This window comes from Kitasatospora cinereorecta, assembly GCF_024172095.1.
Taxonomy (GTDB): Bacteria; Actinomycetota; Actinomycetes; order Streptomycetales; family Streptomycetaceae; genus Kitasatospora; species Kitasatospora cinereorecta.
In genome coordinates this window covers 100394-119983 of the sequence record NZ_JAMZDX010000009.1, presented here as the reverse complement: position 1 = coordinate 119983, position 19590 = coordinate 100394, and the positions used below count along the sequence as shown (strand labels likewise).

Genomic DNA, 19590 nt, shown 5'->3' with positions numbered 1-19590 from the left:
AGGCGGACCGTGCCCGACCAGACCATCGCCCGCCAGTCGGTCGTCGACCTGCTCGCCGACCGACTGCGCGACGACATCCTCGACGGCACCCACCCCACCGGCGCGCTCCTGCCCCCGGAACGGGACCTCGCCGCCCGCTACGGCGTCACCCGCACCACCCTCAAGCACGCGCTCACCCGCCTCGAACAGGCCGGGCTGCTCCAGACCCGGCACGGCATCGGCACCCGCATCCGCGACTTCCTCCGCGACGGCGGCACCGACCTGCTGCCCGCCCTCGCCGCCCACGACCCCGGCTGGCTGACCGACATCTTCGAGGCCCGCCGCGACATCGGCACCCTGATCGCCCGCCGCGCCGCCGCCCGCCGTACCGACGAACACACCCGCCGGCTGCGCCTCCTGCTCGCCGCCGTGGCCGACGCGCCCGACGCCGACGCCGCCCAGCTCGCCGACATGGAGGTCCACCGCGAACTGGCCCGCGCCGGCGGCAACCGCGTCCACCTGCTGCTCACCAACACCCTCTTCCGCGCCTACCTGCCCGTCCGCGGCGCCCTCCGGGCCCCGTTCGAGGACCCGGCCGTCGCCGCCGACCGCCTGACCCCCCTCGTCGACGCCGTCACCGCCGGCCGACCCGACCGCGCGGCGGAAGCCGCCGAGCACTACCTCACGGCCACCGAACACCTGATGCTCGCCGCCCTCAAGGCCCACCGCACCGGCTGACCCTCCACCGGACCTCGGGCCCGGTCAGCAGCCGCCGTCGCTCGAGCAGGACGACGCTGCGGGCGCGCCGAGGGTGATCAGCTGCGGCACGGCCGGGACGGAGCAGCAGCCGCCGCTCCGGGCGGTGTCCGGCTCGTCGAAGAGGCCCGCGCCACCGCACACCCCGGTCTCCGGGAGGGTCAGTTCGACCCGCTCGGCCGCCGCTACGTCACCGGCGAGCTGCGCGGCCACGGAGCGGACCTGCTCGTAACCGGTCATCGCGAGGAACGTCGGCGCGCGGCCGTAGGACTTCATGCCGACCAGGTACACGTCCCGCTCCGGGTGGGCGAGTTCGGCCGCGCCGTGCGGATACACCGTGCCGCAGGAGTGCTGGTTCGGGTCGATCAGCGGCGCGAGCGCGGTCGGCGCCTGGAGGCGCTCGTCGAGGCCGAGCCTGACCTCGGACAGGAACGACAGGTCGGGGCGCAGTCCGGTCAGGACGACGACCCGGTCCACCGGCTCGCTGCGGCGGCCGTCCTCGGCCACCAGGACCAACCGGCCGTCGAGCGGTTCGACGGCGGCGGTGCGGAAGCCGGTGAGCGAGGAGGCGTACCCGTCGTCGACCGCCCGCTTCGCGCGCAGGCCGAGCGCGCCGCGCGCCGGCAGCTGGTCGGCCTCGCCGCCACCGTACGTGCTGCCGTTGATGCCCCGCCGCAGCACCCACACGGCGTGGGTGCCGGGCTCGTCCTTCGCCAGGTCGGCGAGGTACGCGAGCGCGGTGAACGCGGAGGCGCCGGTGCCGACCACGGCGGTGCGCTTCCCGGCGAACCGCTCCCGCACGGCCGGGTCCGTCAGATCCGGGATGCGGTAGGAGATCCGGCCGTGCGCGGCGCGCTCGCCGAGCGCCGGCAGGCCGTTCGCGCCGAGCGGGTTGGGCGTGGACCAGGTGCCGGAGGCGTCCACGACGGCGCGGGCCGGGATCCGCTCCTCGCGGCCGTCGGTGTGCTCGACGTGGACGGTGAACGGCTGCTCGTCCCGGCCGGAGTCGACGATCCGGTCGCGTCCGGCCCGGGCGACGCCGGTCACCCGGGCGTTGTAGCGCACCTTGTCGCCGAGGGCGTCGGCGAGCGGCTGCAGGTACTGCTCGACCCAATCACCGCCGGCGGGGTACGTGGCGCCATCGGGCCGCGCCCACCCGGTCGGCGCGAGGAGCTTCTCGGCCGCCGGGTCGACCACCTCCGCCCAGGGCGAGAACAGCCGGACGTGCGCCCACTCGCGAACGGACGTACCGGCACTCGGCCCGGCCTCCAGCACGAGGGGGTCGAGGCCGCGCCCGATCAGGTGGGCCGCGGCGGCCAGGCCGATCGGGCCTGCGCCGATGACGACGACGGGCAGCTCGGCGGGGGTGTTCTCGCTCATCTCAGGTCTCCGGATCGCTGGTCGTGACAGGGGGCGGGTTGGCGGGCGCGGGTCAGCAGCAGCCGGTGCCGGAGGCGACGGCCTCCTGCTTGGCGGCCGGGCCGCAGCAGGCACCGGCGTCAGCGGCCTCCTGCGAGGTGCCGCAGCACGGAGCGGACGGCGCGGACGGCGCGGCCGCCGCCGTGCCGGCCGGCGTCGGGTCGACTTCCGGAGTGCAGCAGCCGACGGCAGGTGCAGGGGTCTCGGTCATGACGTCTCCTGTTTCGACGTTTGTCGATGCGTTGTCGTGGGGCCAGCATGGCACTCGCTTAGATGAACGTCAACATAGACCAACATCGAATCAATGGTCGCGATGCCGCCCTTCCGATGCGGTTCGGCGGGTGTCAACATAGACACATGTCGAATCTTGAGGTGATCGAGCTGCCGGTGCTGGAGCCGGAGGCCGTGCCGTGCTGCACCCCGCTGACCGAAGCCCCACTGTCCGAGGAGGACTCGGTCACGATGGCGGCCATGTTCAAGGCGCTGTCCGACCCGGTACGGCTGCGGCTGTTCTCCCGCGTCGCCTCGCACGAGGGCGGCGAGGCGTGCGTGTGCGACATCCAGGACGTCGGCGTCTCCCAGCCCACCGTCTCCCACCACCTCAAGAAGCTCCGCGAGGCCGGCCTGCTCACCTCCGAGCGGCGCGGCACCTGGGTCTACTACCGCGTCGCCCCGAACACGCTGGCCGCCATGGCCACGATGCTCACCGCCGCCACCCGCTGACCGACCGCCCCGACACCCTTCCCGTTCATCCTCTCATCGACTATCGTCGATCATCGATGAATGAGCGAAGCCGCACCGGCATCGACGCCGAGGCGGCCACCCTGTACGCCACATGGTTCAGGGCGCTGGCCGACCCCACCCGTGTCCAACTCCTGCACCTGCTGGCGGCCGAGGGCCGGCCGATGAACGTGGGCGAGATCGTGGAGCGGTCCCCGGTGGGACAGTCAACGGTCTCCCACCACCTCAAGATCCTCTCGGAGGTGCGGTTCGTGCTGCCCGAGCGGCGCGGCACCTCCACCGCGTACGCGGTGAATCGCACCTGCCTGACGGTCTTCCCGGCCGCCGTACGGGCGATCCTCGGCGACGACCGGCCGGCGGCCGAAGAAGGAGCCGACGGTGCCCAGTGACATCGCGGTGCAGCCGATGACCCCGGTCCACGCCGAGCAGGTGCTGGCGATCTACCAGGCCGGGATCGACGAGGGAAACGCCACCTTCGAGACCCGGTCGCCCACCTGGGAGGCGTTCGACGCGGCGAAGCTGCCCGAGCACCGGTTCGTTGCCGTCGACCGGGACGGCCGGGTGCTCGGGTGGGTGGCCGCCTCCCGGGTCTCGGACCGGTGCGCGTACGCCGGCGTGGTCGAGCACTCCGTCTACGTCCACCCCGATGCCCGCGGCCGCGGCGTCGCCGCCCGCCTGCTGGAGGCACTGACGGTCTCGACCGAGGCCGCCGGGATCTGGACCATCCAGTCCGGCATCTTCCCGGAGAACACCGCCAGCCTCGCCCTCCACCAACGGGCCGGCTTCCGCGTCATCGGCACCCGCGAACGCATCGGCCGCCACCACGGCGTCTGGCGCGACGTCGTCCTGGTCGAACGCCGCAGCCCGCTCGTGGACTGACCGCGCTCCGGTCAGCTCTCGCTGTCGAGGGTGAGCCGGCGGTGGTGGAAGTCGAAGTGCCGGGTGGGGTAGCGGTAGATGTCCGCGAGCGTCATCCGGTCCTCGAAGAACGGGTCCCACCCACCAGCAGAGGGCGGGTGACCAGGTAGCCGAACAGCATGTGCCACAGCAGCTGCCGGTTGGTCCAACGGGTTCCGTCGGTCGGCCGGTCCAGGTCCGCATCGCTTGCGGCGCGTATGAGCCGGTGGAAGGTGGCCCGGGCCCGCTCGTAGTCGTCGAAGACGGCCTGCCGGTCCATCGCTTGCCCGTTCGCCATGGCCTGCCAGCTCTCGCTCGGGTTCCCGGCCGTCCTCGGGCTGTGGTGATGCCCGCCGACACGCCTACTGGAACGTCGGCGGCCGACGTCCGGTTCATGGATGACTGCCTAATCAGCTGTCCTGAGGGTGGCCGCGATCTCGGCGACCGCGGTGCGGGCGGTGCGGCCGACGCCGATCAGGGTGGCGGAGGCGGGGCCGGTCCAGTCGCCGTAGCCGAGGAGGTGCACCCGGTGGTCGGCGCGGGCCCGGGTGCCGTCGGTGGGGACTCGGCCGTCGTGCCCGCGCAGGCCGAGGGCGGCGAGCGGGGTGAGGGCAGGGCGGAACCCAGTGCACCAGATCACCGCGTCCGCCGGCCACACGGTGCCGTCGGCCCAGGCCGGGCCGGCGGCGGTGAGGCGGTCGAACATGGGGTGGGCGGTGAGCCGTCCGGCGTCGCGGGCCGCCCGGACGGCTCCGGTGGCGACGATGTCGCCGAGGTCGGAGATCCGCGGTCCGCCGTCCTGGACGCGGCGGGTGGCGATCTCGAACAGCGCGCGGCCGTCGATCTCGTCGGGCAGGAAGCGCGCCGGGCGACGGGTGACCCAGCGGACCTCGCTCGCGTGGGAGGTGAGGTCGGCGGCGATCTGGGCGCCGGAGTTGCCGCCGCCCACGACCACCACGCGCTGCCCGGCGAAGTCCTCCGCCCGCCGGTAGCCGTGGGTGTGGAGCTGCCGCCCGGCGAAGACGTCCCGGCCCAGGACGGCCGGGACGAAGGGGCGTGACCAGGTGCCGGTGGCGCTGATCAGCGCCCGGGCGTGCCAGCTGCCGTCGTCGGTGGGGACCAGCAGACCCCCGTCGCCGGCGTCCCCAACCGTCTGGACCTGGACGGGGCGGTGGACGGGCAGCTCGTACCGCTTCTCGTACTCGGCCAGGTACCGGGCGACGTGACCGGCATCCGGGTACGCCTGTCCGGCCTGGGCCGGCATCGGGCGGCCGGGCAGGGAGGCGTACGCGGCCGGGGAGAACAGGCGGAGGCTGTCCCAGTAGTGCTGCCAGGCGCCGCCGGGGGCCGGCGAGGCGTCGAGGAGGGCGAAGTCGAGTCCGGCGCGCCGCAGGTAGTAGCCGGCGGCGAGGCCGGCCTGGCCCGCGCCGACGACCAGGACCTGGACGCGCCGGACCGCGCTCACTTCGACCCGGCCGGACGGCGGTGGGTGAAGATCAGCACGACCAGGGCCAGGCCCACCACGCCGCCGATCAGCTGCATGCCGATGAAGCCCGGTACCGAGCTCGGGGCGATGCCGGCGAAGGTGTCGGTGAACGCCCGGCCGATCGTCACCGCCGGATTCGCGAAAGACGTGGACGAGGTGAACCAGTACGCGGCGCCGATGTAGGAGGCGACCGCGACCGGCGCGAACCGCAGCAGGTCGCTCTTGGCCAGGCCGAAGATCAGCAGCACCAGGCCGGCAGTGGCGACGACCTCGCCGAGCAGCAGGTGCCCGGCGGAGCGGTCGTGGGTGGACCACTTCACCAGCGGCTCGCCGAACATGGCGTCCGCCAGGATCGCGCCCGCGATCGCCCCGACGATCTGAGCCGGGACGTACGCGGCGACCTCCCGCGGACCCAGGCCCTTGGGGTCCTTGCGGCCGGACCACCACTCGGCCAGCGTGACGACGGGGTTGAAGTGCGCGCCGGAGACCGGGCCGAGCAGCAGGATCAGAATGCCGAGGCCGAACACGGTGGCCAGGGAGTTGGCGAGCAGCTGCAGGCCGACGTCCTGGGTGAGCTCGGTGGCCTGGATGCCGGAGCCGACGACCACGGCGACCAGCACCGCGGTGCCGACCAGCTCGGCCGCCACCCGGTTCGGCAGCGGGACGGCGGGAGGCTCGGCCGCCAGGGGCTCGTCCACATGGTTCACGGGCACAGTCTCGGATCTCGCCTCGTCGATGGCGGTCAAGGACACTCCTCTTGCAGGGCGGGGTGAGGCCGCCGTCGGGGGCTGGGTGGGTCTCAGCAGGACCGCTTGCGGCCTGCTGCCTCACGGGCGGTGGCGGCCAGCTTCGCGAGTTCTCCGGCCAGGGCCTCGACGGCCTCCGGTCGGAGCGAGTAGTAGGTGAAGCGCCCGCACGGCTCGGTGTCCACGAGCCCGGCGTCCCTCAGCGCCTTGAGGTGGTTCGACAGGTTGGTCTGTCTGGCCCCGGTCTCCTCCACCAGATGGGTCGTGCACAGCGCCTCGCGGGCGAGGAGCCGGACGATCTGCATCCGCAGGGGATCGGAGAGGGCCTTCAACACATCACTGTCGACTGACGTCACCATGGAGTGATACGTTACCCGCCCTGTGCCGCCGGGCACCAGCCCGCGCCCGCCCTGCCCACCGAAGGACACCCCGCATGACCGCGCCGCTCGCCTCCGTGCTGTTCGTCTGCATCCACAACGCCGGCCGCTCCCAGATGGCCGCGGGCTTCCTCACCCACCTCGCCGGCGACCGCGTCGAGGTCCGCTCCGCCGGCTCCATGCCCGGCGACCAGGTCAACCCCTCCGCCGTCGCCGCCATGGCCGAGCTCGGCATCGACATCTCCGACCAGAAGCCGAAGATCCTCACCACCGAGGCCGTCCAGGCGTCCGACTACGTGATCACCATGGGCTGCGGCGACGCCTGCCCGTACTTCCCCGGCAAGACGTACCTCGACTGGAAGCTGGACGACCCGGCCGGCCAGGGCGTCGAGGCCGTCCGCCCGATCCGCGACGAGATCAAGGGCCTGATCGAGGGCCTGATCGCCGAGATCGACACCAAGGCCCGCTCCGGGGACAACAGCTGACAGACCGGGGCGGGTGGAGCCGGACCGAATGCCGTGTCAACTCCACCACCCCGACGTCGACTTCGGCCGCCTCCCGAATCGACGTCCCCACAGTGGAACCTGAACCGCCGTCCGTTCGTCCAAGGACTGGCCGCAAGATCCACTGAAGGGAGCCCGAACGGTGGGGCGAATAGGTAAGCGAGTGCTGCTGCAGGCGGCAGGGGTGATGGTGACGCTGGCCGCCGTGACGGCGCCGACGGCGCCCCTGGCGTCGCCGGCACCGGACGCCGACGGGTTGACCTCCTACGCGGAGGACCCCGCGGCTGCGACCGCCCTGCCGTACGGCGGGACTCCGCTGGACGGCGGAGGCGCCAAGGAGCTCGCGCAGCCGCCCGTGACGGCGGTCTCGACCCCCGGCCCCGGCGCGGAATCGTCCGTCCTCCAGGCGACCGGCGGGGCTCGGCTGCCGTCCACCGTGTTCGACGCCTACCGCAAGGCGGAGGCCGCCCTCGCCGCGTCGACCCCCGGCTGCCACCTGCCGTGGCAGCTGCTCGCCGGGATCGGCCAAGTGGAGTCCGGCCAGGCCGACGGCGGACGGGTGGACGCCGCCGGCACCACGTACACGCCGATCCTCGGGCCGGTGCTGGACGGGAACGGGTTCGCCGCCATCGCCGACACCGACGGCGGCCGGTACGACGGCAGCGCGGTGTGGGACCGGGCCGTCGGCCCGATGCAGTTCATCCCCTCCACCTGGGCGGTGTGGGGCGCGGACGGCAACGGCGACGGCCGCAACGACCCGAACAACATCTGGGACGCCGCGCTGGCCGCCGGCCGCTACCTCTGCGCGGGCGGCCGGGACCTGTCCGTGCCGGCGCAGCTCGACCGGGCCGTCCTCGGGTACAACAACTCCACCGAGTACCTGCGCACGGTCCGGTCCTGGATGGTGCACTTCCAGACCGGTACGTCGGCCGTCGCCGACGCGGTCGCGCGCCCGGCCTCGCCCTCTCCCTCGCCGTCGCCCTCGCCGTCCGCCCCGGCGCCCGCGCCGAAGCCCTCGCCGAGTCCGACCGCCGGTACCGGCGCGACGACCCCGTCCCCCTCGGCCTCCGCCTCGCCGACCCACCCCACGCCGTCGCCGTCCCCGACGCCGAGCGGTACGCCGTCCGGCTGCCCCTCCCCGACGGCCACACCGTCGGCGGCGCCGAGCGGTTCGGCCTCCCCGACGGCCACGCCGAGCGCGGCGGCTTCGCCCTCGCCGTCGGCCGCTACCGCCTCGCCCTCCCCGAGCCCGTCCGGCTCGCCGACGCTGGGCTGCCCCTCCCCCTCCCCGAGCACCTCCGCCTCGCCGTCCCCGACGCCGTCCCCGTCCGCCCAGCACCGCTGACCTGACCCCCGGCCGGCCGCCCTCCCCGTCCCGCACGGCGGAGGGCGGCCGCCTCGTGCCACCCCCGTGCCACCCCCGCGGCACGCGCGCGAAACCGGCCCTGCCATTCAGCCACTCACGGCCACCGTGCCGCTACAGTCAGCGATGGTGAACCGACGGAACTTCCTCTCCCTCGCGGCGCTCTCCGGCGTAGCCGCGGCCTGCGGCTCCCGCTCCGGCGAGCGGCTGGAGCCGCCGCCCGGCGCCGTTATGGCCACTCCGCTGTTCGTGCCGCCGCTGCTGGCTCCCCCGCTGGACGGTGACGGTGCGCGGCACTTCGAGCTCGCCATGCAGACCGGCCGCACCATGATCCTGCCCGGGCAGCAGACGCCCACCTGGGGCTTCAACGGCGCCTTCCTCGGCCCGACCCTGCGGGCGGGTCGCGGCGACGTGATCCGGATGACGGTCCGCAACGGGCTGCCTGAGGCCAGCACCGTGCACTGGCACGGGATCCGCGTACCGGCCGCGATGGACGGCGGGCCGCACCAGCTGATCCAGCCGGGCGCCGTCTGGAACCCCGCCTGGACGCTCGACCAGCCGGCGACCACCGCCTGGTACCACCCGCACCCGCACGGCACTACCGCCCAGCACGTCTACCGCGGCCTGGCCGGGCTGTTCATCGTGGACGACGCCGAGGACCACGGGCTGCCGGCGGCGTACGGGGTCGACGACGTGCCACTGGTGCTGCAGGACAAGGAGTTCGCCGCCGACGGCTCGTTCAGCGGCGATCCGCTGCGGGGGATCTACGGCATCCTGGGCGACCACATGCTGGTCAACGGCGTCTGGAACCCCCGCTTCGACGTGACCACCCAGCGGGTCCGGCTGCGGATCCTCAACGGCGCCCAGGCCCGGATGTTCAATCTGACCTTCGCGGACCGGCGCCGCTTCCACGTGGTCGGCAACGACGGCGGGCTGCTCGGCGCGCCGGTGGAGGTCGATCAGCTGGTGCTGACGCCGGGTGAGCGGGCCGAGGTGGTGGTGGGGTTCGCACCCGGCGACGATGTCGTGCTGCGCACACTCGACAACGGGGTGGACCTCGCCAAGGGCGACTTCGACCTGGTGCGGTTCGTCGCCGCGACGGGGCTCAAGCCGTCACCTGCGCTGCCCGCGCACCCGGCGACGCTCCCGGCGATCGTCCCGCCGGCCGGCGCCCGGCTGCGCACCTTCGCGCTCGGCGGCCGGGACTCGATCAACGGCCGGCCGATGGACATGGACCGGATCGACGAGGTCGTCCCGGCGGGCGCCGTCGAGATCTGGGAGGTGGACGGGAGCGGCTTCGCCCACAACTTCCACATCCACGAGGTGGCCTTCCAGGTCCTGGACGTGAACGGCGCGGCGCCTCCGGCGCACGCGAGCGGCCACAAGGACACGGTCTACGTACCGGTCCGGTCCAAGGTGCGGCTCGCCGTGCAGTTCGGCCGGGACACCGACCCGTCCTCGCCGTACATGTACCACTGCCACATCCTGCGCCACGAGGACGCGGGGATGATGGGCCAGTTCGTGATCGTCGAGCCGGGCACCGAGAGCCAGGTCCCGCACACCCTCTCGGCCCGACCCGGGCAGCAACCGACGCCGCCGCACCACTGACGCTCCCACCACGGCCGCCCAGCTCCCCACCTGGCCTTCGTCGGCCTATCCGGCGATGAAGAAGTAGACGAAGGCGAGGCCGGCCGCGTGGATGAGCACGGCGGGGAGCAGGGCCGACCATGGCGTCCGGCCGTGGCGGCGGGCGGGCAGGGCGACGAGCCCGGCCACCAGCAGGGCGGTGACCAGCGAGATCCAGGGGGCCGCGAGCACCTCCAGGTAGCCGGTCCCGTCGCAGAAGCGCTTGCTCAGCGTCGTGGAGGAGGACCCGCAGCCGTCGGGGAGGAAGCACATCACGAACAGCAGGCCCGCGTTGACCACACCCGCGCCGAGGATGAGCAGCCCCGAGACGACTCCGAACGCGATCTCCGAAGGACGGCGCGGCGGCGGGCCGTACGCGGGCGGCGGGCCGTAGCCGGTCGGAGCGTTCACGTGATCACCTCGGGTCGGACGGCCTGGCGGGACGCGGGCGGCTGCCCGACGCCCCCACCCTGCCCGCCGCTCGGACCGCCGCGCATGAGTACTCCTACTCAACAACCCGATCAGTTCAGGGCCCAGGCGGCCGGTGTGCTCGCTTCGGTGACGGGGGGTGTGCGGCGGGCCGGGCGGGCGGCGCGGGCGCGGGCGGGTGCCGGGTGTTCGCGGGCGTAGAGGTGGAGCAGGCGCGGCAGGTGGTAGAGGGGGGTCTCGCCGGGGGTTTCGGGACGGGGGGAGGTGATCAGGCCTGCGCCGATCAGGGCCTCCAACTGGCGCAGGGCGGTGGGTGCCTGGCAGCCGAGCAGCCGGGCGGCCTCGCGGAGGCCGAACGGCCGGCCGAGGGGGTGGCGGGCGAGGCGGCGTACGGCGGTGCGGCCGGTGGGCGGCAGGTCGCGCCAGCCGAGGGCGAGCGCGGCGCGGACGGTGATGTCGCCTGCGGCGAGTTCGTCGAGGACGGCGGCGGGGTCGGCGAGCCGGTCGGCGAATTCGCGCAGGGTGAGGTGGCGAAGCGCGGCGAGCTTGAGGCCGCCGGCGCGGACGGCGAGGGGCAGGTGTCCGCAGGCGGCGACGAGCTCCTGGGCGGCGCGGGGGTCGCGCCGGGCGGGTTCGGGTCCGATGATCCGGCCGAGCAGGTCGAGTGCTTCGGCGGGGGTGTAGGGCGGCAGTTCGATCCGGTGGACGGGGGCGAGGCCGGCCAGGTGGGTGCGGGAGGTGACGAGGGCGGCGCTGCCGCCTTCGGCGGGGAGCAGGACGCGGGCGAGGGCTTCGTCGGGGACGTCGTCGAGGATCAGCAGGACGCGGCGGCGGCCGAGCCAGGCGTGCCAGCGGGCGAGGTTCTGGCGGGGGTCGTCGGCGGGTGGTCCGGGCAGGCCGGCGAGGCGGACGAGTTCGGCGATGGCGGTCTCCCAGGGCCAGGGTGAGCCGTCGGCGGTGCGCGGGCGGGTGAGGACGCGGCCGTCGGGGAAGTGGGAGCGCAGCAGGTGGGCGACGCGGACGGCGAGGGTGGTCTTGCCGATGCCGGTGGGGCCGGTGAGGACGGCGACGCGGCCGCCGTGGCTGCCGTCGCCGCCGTGGCCGCCCTGACTGCCGTTTCCGCCGTGGCCGAGCAGGCGGGTCAGTTCGCGGACTTCGTGGGTGCGGCCGGTGAAGTCGGGGGTGTCGGGCGGCAGGACGGTGCGGTCGGCGGCGGCGGTGGTGGTGGGCCGGAGGCGGCCGGCGGCGAGGATGGCGCGGTAGTGCGCTTCGAGGGCGGGGCTGGGGGCGAGGCCGAGTTCGCGGGCCATCCGCTGGCGGTAGGCGTCGTAGCCGGCGAGGGCTTCGGCCTGGCGGCCCATCAGGTGCAGGGCCTTCATCCGGGCGGCTTGGAGCCGTTCGCGCAGGGGGTGGCGTTCGACGAGGTCGGCGACGGTCTCGGCGACGGCTGCGGGGGTGCCGCCGGGTTCGAGTTCGGCTTCGGCCCAGTCCTCGTAGCTGCCGAGGCAGCGTTCCTCGAGGCGTTCGGCCTCGGCGCGGATCAGCGGTGCGCCGTGCAGGTCGGCGAAGGGGTCGCCGCGCCAGAGGTCGAGCGCCTGTCTGAGCAGGCGGGCGGCGGTGCCGGGTTCGCCGGCGGTGGTGGCGGCGCGGCCGGCCCGGGCGAGGTCGTGGAAGCGCAGGACGTCGAGTTCGGCGCGTTCGACCCGCAGCCGGTAGCCGCCGCAGTCGTGGACGATCCTGGACCGTTCGTCCTCGCCGCCGTCGTCGCCGAGCAGTTTGCGCAGGGCGGAGACGTGGACCTGGAGGTTCTTGCGGGCGGTGCGCGGTGGTTCGCCCTGCCAGACGACCTCGGTGAGCAGGTCCAACGAGACCGGTCGGTTGGCGCCGACCAGCAGCATGGCGAGGACCAGTCGCCGTTTGAACGCTCCGAGCGGCACCGGACGGCCGCCGACGTCGACCTGCAGTCGGCCGAGAACGGCGAATCGCACTGTGCCTGGTCCCTGCTCGTCCAACGCTCCTCCATGGTGGCCGGTGCTCGCTCCACGGCGATGGTCCCGACCTGCGGGGAGGCCGGGCATCGGGGCGTGCCACCCATATTCGGATGCTCATCGCACCGGCGTCAGCCGGAGGCCGCGCACTGAATCCGGACCGTGTCGTGGTCGCCGGCCTACCGCCGCGCCCGTCGGTGTGTCGTTCGACGGGTCGTCCACTCGTTCCCGTACATGCGAAGTCGGGGTGCGGCCGGAGCTGTGTGCGCGACCGGATGCGACCGGCCGCCCGGGGCACCGGCGGGCGGCGGGGAGCGAAAGATGGGGGCACCGCCCCCTTGTGCGGGATCCGGCGCCGGACCTGGGGGGATCCGGCGGACGGCGCGCGGGGATCCGGGGGACGGTGTGGGGGGATCCGGTGGGCACGTACGGGGCCCGGCCCGGCGGCTATCCGGCGAGGCGGCGGTAGCGGCTGCCGTGGAAGACCAGCGGCGCCACGTGCGGGTCGACGCCGGTGGCGTGGACCCGCAGCAGCACGATGACGTGGTCCCCGGCGGCGATCTCCCGCTCGACCGAGCAGTCGAGCCAGGCCCCGGCGCCGCTGAACAGCACCGCCCCGCCGGGGCTGCGCCACCAGTCGAGGCCGGCGAACCGCTCCCCGCCGGGGGCGGCGAGCCGGCGGCTGACCGGCTCCTGCGCCCCGCTGAGCACGCTGACCCCGAGCCGGGGCACCCGGCGCAGCCGGGGCCAGGTGAGCGAGGAGTGCGCGGCGCAGACCGAGACCAGCGGCGGGTCGAGGGAGACGGAGACGAAGGAGGAGGCGGTCATGCCGACCGGTTCGCCGTCGAGCAGGGCGGCCAGTGCGGTGACGCCGGTGGGGAAGGCGGCGAAGACCCGGCGCAGGGCGGCCGCCTCGAGCGTCTGCGGGGTGCCGACGGCGGGCTCGGCGCCGGGGCTCACGGGGTCACCGGCTGGGTGTCGGCGGCAGTACGGCGGCGCAGCAGGCGGTCGAAGACGGCGGCCGTGGCGGCGTAGTCGGCGTCCTCCCGGGCGGTGTCCATGATGAAGGTGCGGCAGCCGGCGTCGAGGTAGCGGGCGACCTCCCGGTCGACCTTGGCGTGGCTGCCGACCAGGTAGGGGCAGAAGGTCGCGTAGCTGCGGAACGGGCCCATCCAGTACGGGCTGTCCGGGCCGCCGGGGAACTCCTCGGCGGCGGAGAGCCGGGCCACCCAGTGCGAGTCGGAGGCGTTACGGGCCATCAGCTGGGCGATCCGGCCGGCCCGGCTGGCGGGGAAGCGGCGGTGGGCGGTCTCCCACGCCTCGCGCTCGGTGTCGCGGGCGATGATGCCGATCCGGACGCCGCCGCCGCGCAGCTGCGCGTACCCGTCGGGCCCGGTGGCGCCGGGCGGTTCGGGGTAGCGGACCGGGACGGCGCCGAGCTCCCGGCCGGCCCGGCGGCCGGCCTCGGAGGAGCCGGAGATGTACAGCTCGGGCAGCAGGTGGGCGGGCATCGCGGGAGTCAGCGGCAGGGCGCGGACCCGGTAGTGGCGGCCCTCGAAGGTGACCGGGCCGCGGCCGGCCAGCAGCTCGCCGACCAGCCGCGCGTACTCGGTGAGCCGCTCGTAGCGCTCGTCGTGCGCGGTCTCGTCGCCGAGGGCGGCGAGGTCGCCGACGGCGGCGCCGGCCACCAGGTTGAGCGCGATCCGCCGCCCGTGCACCGCGCCGAGGGTGGCGATCCGCTTGGCGACGGCGTACGGGTGCTGGTAGACGGGCTGCAGGGCGACCAGCGGGACGAGGTGCCCGGTGGCCTCCAGCACGTCCTGGGCGACCACCCAGGGGTCGACGGTGTTGTTGTCGGAGTAGACCAGGGCCCCGGTGAACCCGGCCGCCTCGGCGAGCCGGGCGGCGCGGCGGACCGTCTCCCGGTAGTCGCCGGGATCCGCCGGCGGCGGGACCGTCGTGAACAGCCGCAGGTCCGGTGCATCGTCGGCCACGCACATCACCTCTCGTCGTCGGCCGGGCGGTTCGGGGCACCGCACCAGCGTTGGGGCGGTGCGGGCGGGGGTCCAGGAAAGCGGCAGGCAATTTCGCTGCCTGCCGCGCGGGCCGGGCAAGCTGCCGCCCTCTTGCCTGTTCCGCGGTGTGCGGGCGTTCCTACGCTGACCTGGCGTCACCCTCGGCCGCCGGGCGGGGTGGGCGCCGAGGTGTGAGTGCCGATCGACCGAACGGAGCCCTCCGTGCCTGAGCCCGCCCCCCTGTCCTACGGTCAGCTCTCCGTCTGGCGCGACGTGCGGGGGCTGGACCGGGGCCGCTGGCAGGAAGCCAACACCCGCACGGTCTGGCTGCTGGACGACGCGGCGCCGTACAACGCCGCCGAGGTCCGCGCCGCCGTGCTGGCGCTGGCCGAGCGGCACGAGTCGCTGCGCACGGCGTACGACCTGGCGGACCCGCTCGCGCCGGCCCAGCGGGTGCTGGAGCGGGCGCCCGCGCCGGACGCGGCGGTCGTCGCGTGCGAGCCGGACGGGTTCGACCCGCTGGTGGACGCCCTGGCGGCGGAGCCGTTCGACCTGCGCACCGGCCGGAGCTGGCGGGCCCGGGTGGTCACCGCCGGCGGCCGGCCCCGGGCGGTGGTGCTGGTGCAGCACCACATCACCGCGGACGGCTGGAGCAACGGCGTGCTGGAGACGGACTTCCGGACCGCCCTCGGTCCGGGGCTCGGCGCGGCGCCGGAGGTGACGCCGCGCCGGCTGGCCGACTGGCAGCGCTCGGACGGCCGCCGCAACCGCCGGGACGCGCTGCTCGGCTACTGGGAGCGGATCTTCGACCTCTCCCCCGCCCGGCTGCCGATGGACGAGCCCGACGCGGCGGTCCAGTACTCGGTGCGTTCGCACCGCGCCCACGCGGGCGCCAGGGCGCTCGCCGAGCGGCTGTCCGTCCCGCTCTCCAGCGTGGTGCTGGCCGCGTTCGCGTGGAGCGTGGCCCGCGCGGCCGCGCCGGGCGCCCTGGTCGCCCAGCTGATGTCCTCCAACCGCTTCGTCCCGCCGTGGAACACCGTGGTCAGCTCGATGAACCAGTGGACGGCGGCCTCGCTCACCCTCGCCCCCGAGGAGTTCGCGCCGTTCGTCGCCCACGTCCACACCCGGAGCCTGCTGGCCTACCGGCACGGCATGTACGACGTCGACGAGGTGGACGCGCTGCGCGACCGGGTCAGGGCCGGCCGCGAACCGTACCAGGCGTCCTGCGGCTACAACTTCCTCACCGGCGGCCGGCCCCCGGCCGACGCCGCCGACCGCGAGGAGGCCCTGGTCCCCGAGGTCCCGTTCTCCCGGATCGGGCACCCCTGCTACCTGCGGGCCACCGAGGAGGCGGGCGGGAGCCTGGAGCTGCGGCTGCGCACCATGGGCGCCACGGACCTGCTCACCCGCGACGTCCTCGCCGCCACCGTCGCCCGGCTGACCGACCCCGCTTCGTGAACCGACCCTCCGTCTTCCGTCCCTCTGGGAGTCGCCCGTGCCCGCCCATGTGATCGTCCTCCACCGTTGGACCGACTCCTACGCCGACTACGCGTCCTACCTCGACCACACCGCCCTGCGGGTCAGCTACGTGACCACCGCCCGGGCCCGGGCGGCCCTGCCCGACGCGGCCGCCGCCGTGGCGATCGTGCCCAGCACCGAGGACCGCGCCGCGGTCCGGGCGGCGGTGGACGCGCTGGCCGCCGAACTCGGCCCGCCCGAGCGGATCGTCGCCCTGCACGAGGTGGACCTCGACGTCGCCGCCGAGCTGCGCGAGGACCTGAAGGTGCCCGGCGACACCCCGGCCGAGCTGGACCCCTTCCGCGACAAGCTGGCCATGGCCCGGCGGCTGGCCGGGCAGAGCGTCGCGGTGCCCGCCGCGGCCGAGGCCCCCGACCGCGCGGCGGTCGCCGCCTTCGCCGCCGAGCACGGCTGGCCGGTGATCCTCAAGCCGGTGCGCGGCACCGCCAGCGCGCACGTCGCCCGGCTCGACGGGCCCGCCGACCTGGCCCGCCACACCTTCCCCGCCGACCTCCCGCTGATGGTGCAGGCGTACCTGCCGCACGCGGTGCTGCACGTCGACGGCCTCGCCGACGGCGGCGAGCTGCGGGTCTGGCGCGCCTCCCGGTACGTCAACACCTGTCTGGACTTCACCCGGGGCGAGGCGCTCGGCTCGGTCGAGCTCGACGACCCGGTGCTGCTGAAGGCCGTCGGCGAGTTCACCCACGCCGCGGTGGCGGCCATGTCCACCGGCCCGTGGGTGTTCCACCTGGAGCTGTTCGCCTCCGACGACTCCACCGACCCGGTGCTGCACGTCCTGGAGGTGGGCGCCCGCCCGGGCGGCGCCGAGGTGCCGTTCGTCTGGCGCGAGGTGCACGGCGTCGACCTGATGGCCGCCGCCGTCGACGTCCAGCTCGGCCGGCCGCTGCCCGCCGCCCCGCTGCCCGTCGACCCCACCGAGAGCCCCGGCGGGTACGGCGGCTGGCTGCTGGTCCCAACCCCCGCCGCCCGCCCGTGCCGGGTGCTCGCGGCCACCCCGCAGACCGGCCACCCCGACGGCCCGTACGCCGAACGCCTCCCCGAGCCCGGACGGCACCTCGCCGACCTGCCCGGGTACGAGCACTCCGGCGCCCGCTTCCGCTTCCGCGGGCGCAGCTCCGCCGAGGTGCGGCAGGCGATCGCCCGGACCCTCGACCGCTTCGACTACCGCTGCGCGCCGCTCGACCCCGCCGCCCCGCCGCGGGTCGTGGTGGTCGGCACCGGCGGCCGCGCCTACCGGGAGTACGCGCTCGCCGACGCCGCCGCGCACGGGCAGGTCGCCACCGTCAACGACCGGCCGGCCGACTGGGAGCTGCCCTACCTGGTGGACCACCGCACCGCCGACACCGACGACGCCGCCGCCATCGCCCGGGCCGCCGCCGAGGCGCTCGCCGGCGCGGACGGCCCGGCCGGACTGCTGACCTGGAGCGAGGTGCTGCTGGAGCGCACCGCCGAGGCCGCCGCCGCCCTCGGGCTGGTGCACATGAGCCCGCAGGCCGTCCGCAACTGCCGCGACAAGCTGCGCACCCGCCGCCTGCTGGAGCAGGCCGGGATCCCGTCCGCCCGGCACGCCGTCGCCCACGGCCTCGCCGAGGCAGAGAAAGCGGCCGCCGGGATCGGCTACCCGGTGGTGCTCAAGCCGCGCGCCCTGGCGGGCAGCAGCGGCGTGGTGCTGGCCCGCTCCGCGGCCGAACTGCGGGAGGTCCACCGGCACGCGGACGACGCCGCGTTCACCGGACTCGACCCGCTCGACGGCCTCCTGATCGAGGAGTACCTGGACGGCCCGGAGATCAGCCTGGACAGTGTGGTCGTCGCCGGCCGGGTGCACTGCGTCAACCTGGCCCGCAAGCGGATCGGCTACCCGCCGTTCTTCGAGGAGGTCGGGCACCTGGTCTCCCCCTGGCGCGACGAGCCGTGGGCCGAGGAGGTGGTCGACCTGGTCACCCGGATCCACTCCGCGCTCGGCGTGACCGCCGGCGTCACCCACGCCGAACTGCGGCTCACCGCCCGCGGGCCGCGTCTGGTCGAGCTGAACGGGCGGCTCGGCGGCGACTTCATCCCGCTGCTCGGCCGGCTCGCGACCGGCATCGACCTCACCGCGGCCGCCATGGACGCCTCGCTCGGGATCCTCCCCGACCTGGAGCCCCGGTGGCAGACCTGCGCCGCCGTCCGTTTCTGCTACCCGGAGCGGGACGGCACCGTCGCCGCGATCGACGGCCTGGACGCCGCGCGCGCGGTGCCGGGCGTCGAACGGGTGGTCCAACTGGCCGCACCCGGGCAGCAGTTGCTGCTCCCGCCGCGCGGCGTGGTGCCCCGGCTGGCCGCCGTCGTCGCCACCGGCCCCGACGGCGCCGCGTGCGAGGCCGTCCTCGACGAGGCGGCCCGCCGGATCAGCGTCTCCCTCACCCCTACCGAGAGGTCGTGAACCCGGCCATGGCCGTGCCCGAGGTCACCCACGTCGTCACCGGATACAGCATCGGACTCCTCCAGCAGCTGGAGCGGGTGCTGCCCGCCGGCTCCGTCCTGGTCGTCGAGGAGCCCGCGATCTGCGCGAGCCGGGACGTGGCCGGGCAGCTGGCCCGCTTCCGCTGCGTCGCCGGGCTCGTCGAGGCGCCCGTCCAGGACGACGCCAATGCCGCCCTGCTCGCCGAGCGGATCGACCGCCCCGCCGGTGTCCTCGCCGTCCTGCCCGGCCTGGAGTACACCGTGGTCGCGGCCGCCGAACTCGCCGACGCCTGGGGGCTGCCGAACGGCGGGCTGCACGCCGTCCGGGCCTTCCGCGACAAGGCGCTGCTGCGCGAGACCGTCACCGGGCACGGCCTCGCCCAGCCCGACTGGCGGCGGGTCGACGGGCCGCAGGAGGTGGCCCGGTTCCGGGCGGAGCACGGCGGCGAGTGCGTCCTCAAGCCCGTCCATCTGCAGGGCACCGTCGGCATCCAGCTGCTCGGCCCCGACGACGACCTCGACCAGGCGTGGAAGCACACCGAGACCGCGGACGAGGCCCACCTGCGCACCGGTCACGCCGGCCGCCCCGGCTACCTGGTCGAGGAGTGGCTGCACGGGCCCGAGTTCTCCGTCGAGGCGCTGGTCCACGAGGGCCGCATCGCCTTCCTCAACACCACCGACACCCAGCTCTACCCCGGCCGCCACCCCGTCGAGCGCGGCCACGTCGTCCCCGGCGAGGACCGCGGAGACGCCCCCGGGCGGGCGATGGCCGCGCTGGTCGCCGCGACCGGGTTCCGCAGCGGCATCCTGCACGCGGAGTGGATCGTCCGCGACGGCGAACCGCACCTGCTCGAGTGCGCCGCCCGGCTCCCCGGCGACTACCTCCCGCTGCTGATCGCGCTCGCCTGGAACAGCGACCTGGTCCGCGGCTTCCTCGACGTCCTCGAGGGCCGCGCGCCCACCATGGCGGAGGCCTCCGTGGGCGGCTCCGCGGTCCGGTTCCTCGACGCCGCCCCCGGCACCGTCCGCACGATCGACGGCCTGGACGAGGCCCGCGCCCTGCCGGGCGTCGTCGACGTCTGGATGTCCGTCGAGGAGGGCCACACCCTCGACCCCGTCACCAGCTCCTGGTCCCGCGCCGGGGAGGTCGTCGCCGTCGGCGCCGACCGCACCGAGGCCGCCGCCACCGCCCTGACCGCCGCGGCGACCGTCCGCATCAGCACCGACTGAGCCGACCGCCGCCCGCACCACCGGTGCCCCGCGCCCCGACCCCTCGGGCGCGGG

20 protein-coding genes are annotated in these 19590 nt (G+C 75.0%); 10 read left to right on the top strand and 10 right to left on the bottom strand.

Going from position 1 to position 19590, the window contains the following annotated elements; all coding sequences use genetic code 11:
- The first annotated feature begins 9 nt into the window (after positions 1-9).
- A complete protein-coding gene (locus FHR36_RS37780; RefSeq protein ID WP_253804717.1) occupies positions 10-717 on the top strand; it encodes a FadR/GntR family transcriptional regulator in 708 nt (235 codons plus the stop codon).
- A 24-nt stretch (positions 718-741) separates the two neighbouring features.
- On the opposite strand, the gene FHR36_RS37775 is transcribed toward FHR36_RS37780, so the two are convergent.
- Together FHR36_RS37775 and FHR36_RS37770 are read right to left on the bottom strand one after the other, a co-directional pair.
- Positions 742-2115: an FAD-dependent oxidoreductase gene (locus FHR36_RS37775; RefSeq protein WP_253804716.1), complete on the bottom strand. Its 1374-nt coding sequence runs from the start codon at positions 2113-2115 to the stop codon at positions 742-744.
- A 52-nt stretch (positions 2116-2167) separates the two neighbouring features.
- Positions 2168-2365 carry a hypothetical protein gene (locus FHR36_RS37770; protein WP_253804715.1) on the bottom strand — a complete coding sequence of 66 codons (198 nt, stop codon included), beginning with the start codon at positions 2363-2365 and terminating at the stop codon, positions 2168-2170.
- Between the two features lie 146 nt (positions 2366-2511).
- Between FHR36_RS37770 and FHR36_RS37765 the strand changes: the two genes are divergently transcribed.
- From FHR36_RS37765 to FHR36_RS37755, 3 genes are read left to right on the top strand one after another with little or no spacing between them, the layout of a single operon-like run.
- Positions 2512-2877, top strand: coding sequence for an ArsR/SmtB family transcription factor (locus FHR36_RS37765; RefSeq protein ID WP_253804714.1), 366 nt, complete (start codon positions 2512-2514; stop codon positions 2875-2877).
- 56 nt (positions 2878-2933) lie between these two features.
- Complete coding sequence (locus tag FHR36_RS37760; RefSeq protein WP_253804713.1) at positions 2934-3284, top strand: ArsR/SmtB family transcription factor; 351 nt, start codon at positions 2934-2936, stop codon at positions 3282-3284.
- Between the two features lie 16 nt (positions 3285-3300).
- Positions 3301-3774 (top strand): GNAT family N-acetyltransferase, encoded by a 474-nt coding sequence (locus FHR36_RS37755; protein WP_253805017.1) that lies wholly within the window; start codon positions 3301-3303, stop codon positions 3772-3774.
- A 91-nt stretch (positions 3775-3865) separates the two neighbouring features.
- On the opposite strand, the gene FHR36_RS40195 is transcribed toward FHR36_RS37755, so the two are convergent.
- The 4 genes from FHR36_RS40195 to FHR36_RS37735 all read right to left on the bottom strand — a co-directional run bounded on the left by FHR36_RS40195 (position 3866) and on the right by FHR36_RS37735 (position 6383).
- Positions 3866-4090 carry a maleylpyruvate isomerase N-terminal domain-containing protein gene (locus tag FHR36_RS40195; RefSeq protein ID WP_308199734.1) on the bottom strand — a complete coding sequence of 75 codons (225 nt, stop codon included), beginning with the start codon at positions 4088-4090 and terminating at the stop codon, positions 3866-3868.
- 108 nt (positions 4091-4198) lie between these two features.
- On the bottom strand, positions 4199-5257 hold the full coding sequence (locus FHR36_RS37745; protein ID WP_253804712.1) for an ArsO family NAD(P)H-dependent flavin-containing monooxygenase: 1059 nt from the start codon (positions 5255-5257) through the stop codon (positions 4199-4201).
- Positions 5254-5985, bottom strand: a complete 732-nt coding sequence (locus FHR36_RS37740) for an aquaporin (RefSeq protein ID WP_407660893.1) — start codon at positions 5983-5985, stop codon at positions 5254-5256. Before FHR36_RS37740 ends, FHR36_RS37745 begins: the two co-directional genes overlap by 4 nt.
- A gap of 92 nt (positions 5986-6077) precedes the next feature.
- Positions 6078-6383 carry an ArsR/SmtB family transcription factor gene (locus tag FHR36_RS37735; RefSeq protein ID WP_253804711.1) on the bottom strand — a complete coding sequence of 102 codons (306 nt, stop codon included), beginning with the start codon at positions 6381-6383 and terminating at the stop codon, positions 6078-6080.
- 74 nt (positions 6384-6457) lie between these two features.
- Here FHR36_RS37735 and FHR36_RS37730 point away from each other — a divergent pair, with 74 nt between their 5' ends.
- The 3 genes from FHR36_RS37730 (at position 6458) to FHR36_RS37720 (ending at position 9875) form a co-directional block, all read left to right on the top strand.
- Positions 6458-6886 (top strand): arsenate reductase ArsC, encoded by a 429-nt coding sequence (locus tag FHR36_RS37730; RefSeq protein WP_253804710.1) that lies wholly within the window; start codon positions 6458-6460, stop codon positions 6884-6886.
- A gap of 181 nt (positions 6887-7067) precedes the next feature.
- A complete protein-coding gene (locus tag FHR36_RS37725) occupies positions 7068-8249 on the top strand; it encodes a lytic transglycosylase domain-containing protein (protein ID WP_253804709.1) in 1182 nt (393 codons plus the stop codon).
- Between the two features lie 144 nt (positions 8250-8393).
- Positions 8394-9875, top strand: a complete 1482-nt coding sequence (locus FHR36_RS37720) for a multicopper oxidase family protein (RefSeq protein ID WP_253804708.1) — start codon at positions 8394-8396, stop codon at positions 9873-9875.
- 45 nt (positions 9876-9920) lie between these two features.
- Here the strand turns inward: FHR36_RS37720 and FHR36_RS37715 are convergent, their stop codons facing one another.
- From FHR36_RS37715 to FHR36_RS37695, 4 genes are all read right to left on the bottom strand, one after another.
- Positions 9921-10304 (bottom strand): hypothetical protein, encoded by a 384-nt coding sequence (locus FHR36_RS37715; RefSeq protein WP_253804707.1) that lies wholly within the window; start codon positions 10302-10304, stop codon positions 9921-9923.
- A 110-nt stretch (positions 10305-10414) separates the two neighbouring features.
- Positions 10415-12310: an AfsR/SARP family transcriptional regulator gene (locus FHR36_RS39760; protein WP_308199733.1), complete on the bottom strand. Its 1896-nt coding sequence runs from the start codon at positions 12308-12310 to the stop codon at positions 10415-10417.
- 447 nt (positions 12311-12757) lie between these two features.
- Positions 12758-13270, bottom strand: coding sequence for a flavin reductase family protein (locus FHR36_RS37700; RefSeq protein WP_253804706.1), 513 nt, complete (start codon positions 13268-13270; stop codon positions 12758-12760).
- Positions 13267-14304: an LLM class flavin-dependent oxidoreductase gene (locus FHR36_RS37695; RefSeq protein WP_253804705.1), complete on the bottom strand. Its 1038-nt coding sequence runs from the start codon at positions 14302-14304 to the stop codon at positions 13267-13269. The genes FHR36_RS37700 and FHR36_RS37695 overlap by 4 nt, the downstream gene beginning before the upstream one ends.
- 243 nt (positions 14305-14547) lie before the next feature.
- On the opposite strand from FHR36_RS37695, the gene FHR36_RS37690 reads away from it, so the two are divergent.
- The 3 genes from FHR36_RS37690 to FHR36_RS37680 are packed head-to-tail and all read left to right on the top strand — an operon-like array spanning position 14548 to position 19536.
- Positions 14548-15783, top strand: coding sequence for a condensation domain-containing protein (locus FHR36_RS37690; RefSeq protein WP_253804704.1), 1236 nt, complete (start codon positions 14548-14550; stop codon positions 15781-15783).
- 37 nt (positions 15784-15820) lie between these two features.
- Complete coding sequence (locus FHR36_RS40190; protein ID WP_253804703.1) at positions 15821-18286, top strand: ATP-grasp domain-containing protein; 2466 nt, start codon at positions 15821-15823, stop codon at positions 18284-18286.
- Positions 18283-19536, top strand: coding sequence for an ATP-grasp domain-containing protein (locus FHR36_RS37680; RefSeq protein ID WP_253804702.1), 1254 nt, complete (start codon positions 18283-18285; stop codon positions 19534-19536). Before FHR36_RS40190 ends, FHR36_RS37680 begins: the two co-directional genes overlap by 4 nt.
- Positions 19537-19590: the final 54 nt, after the last annotated feature.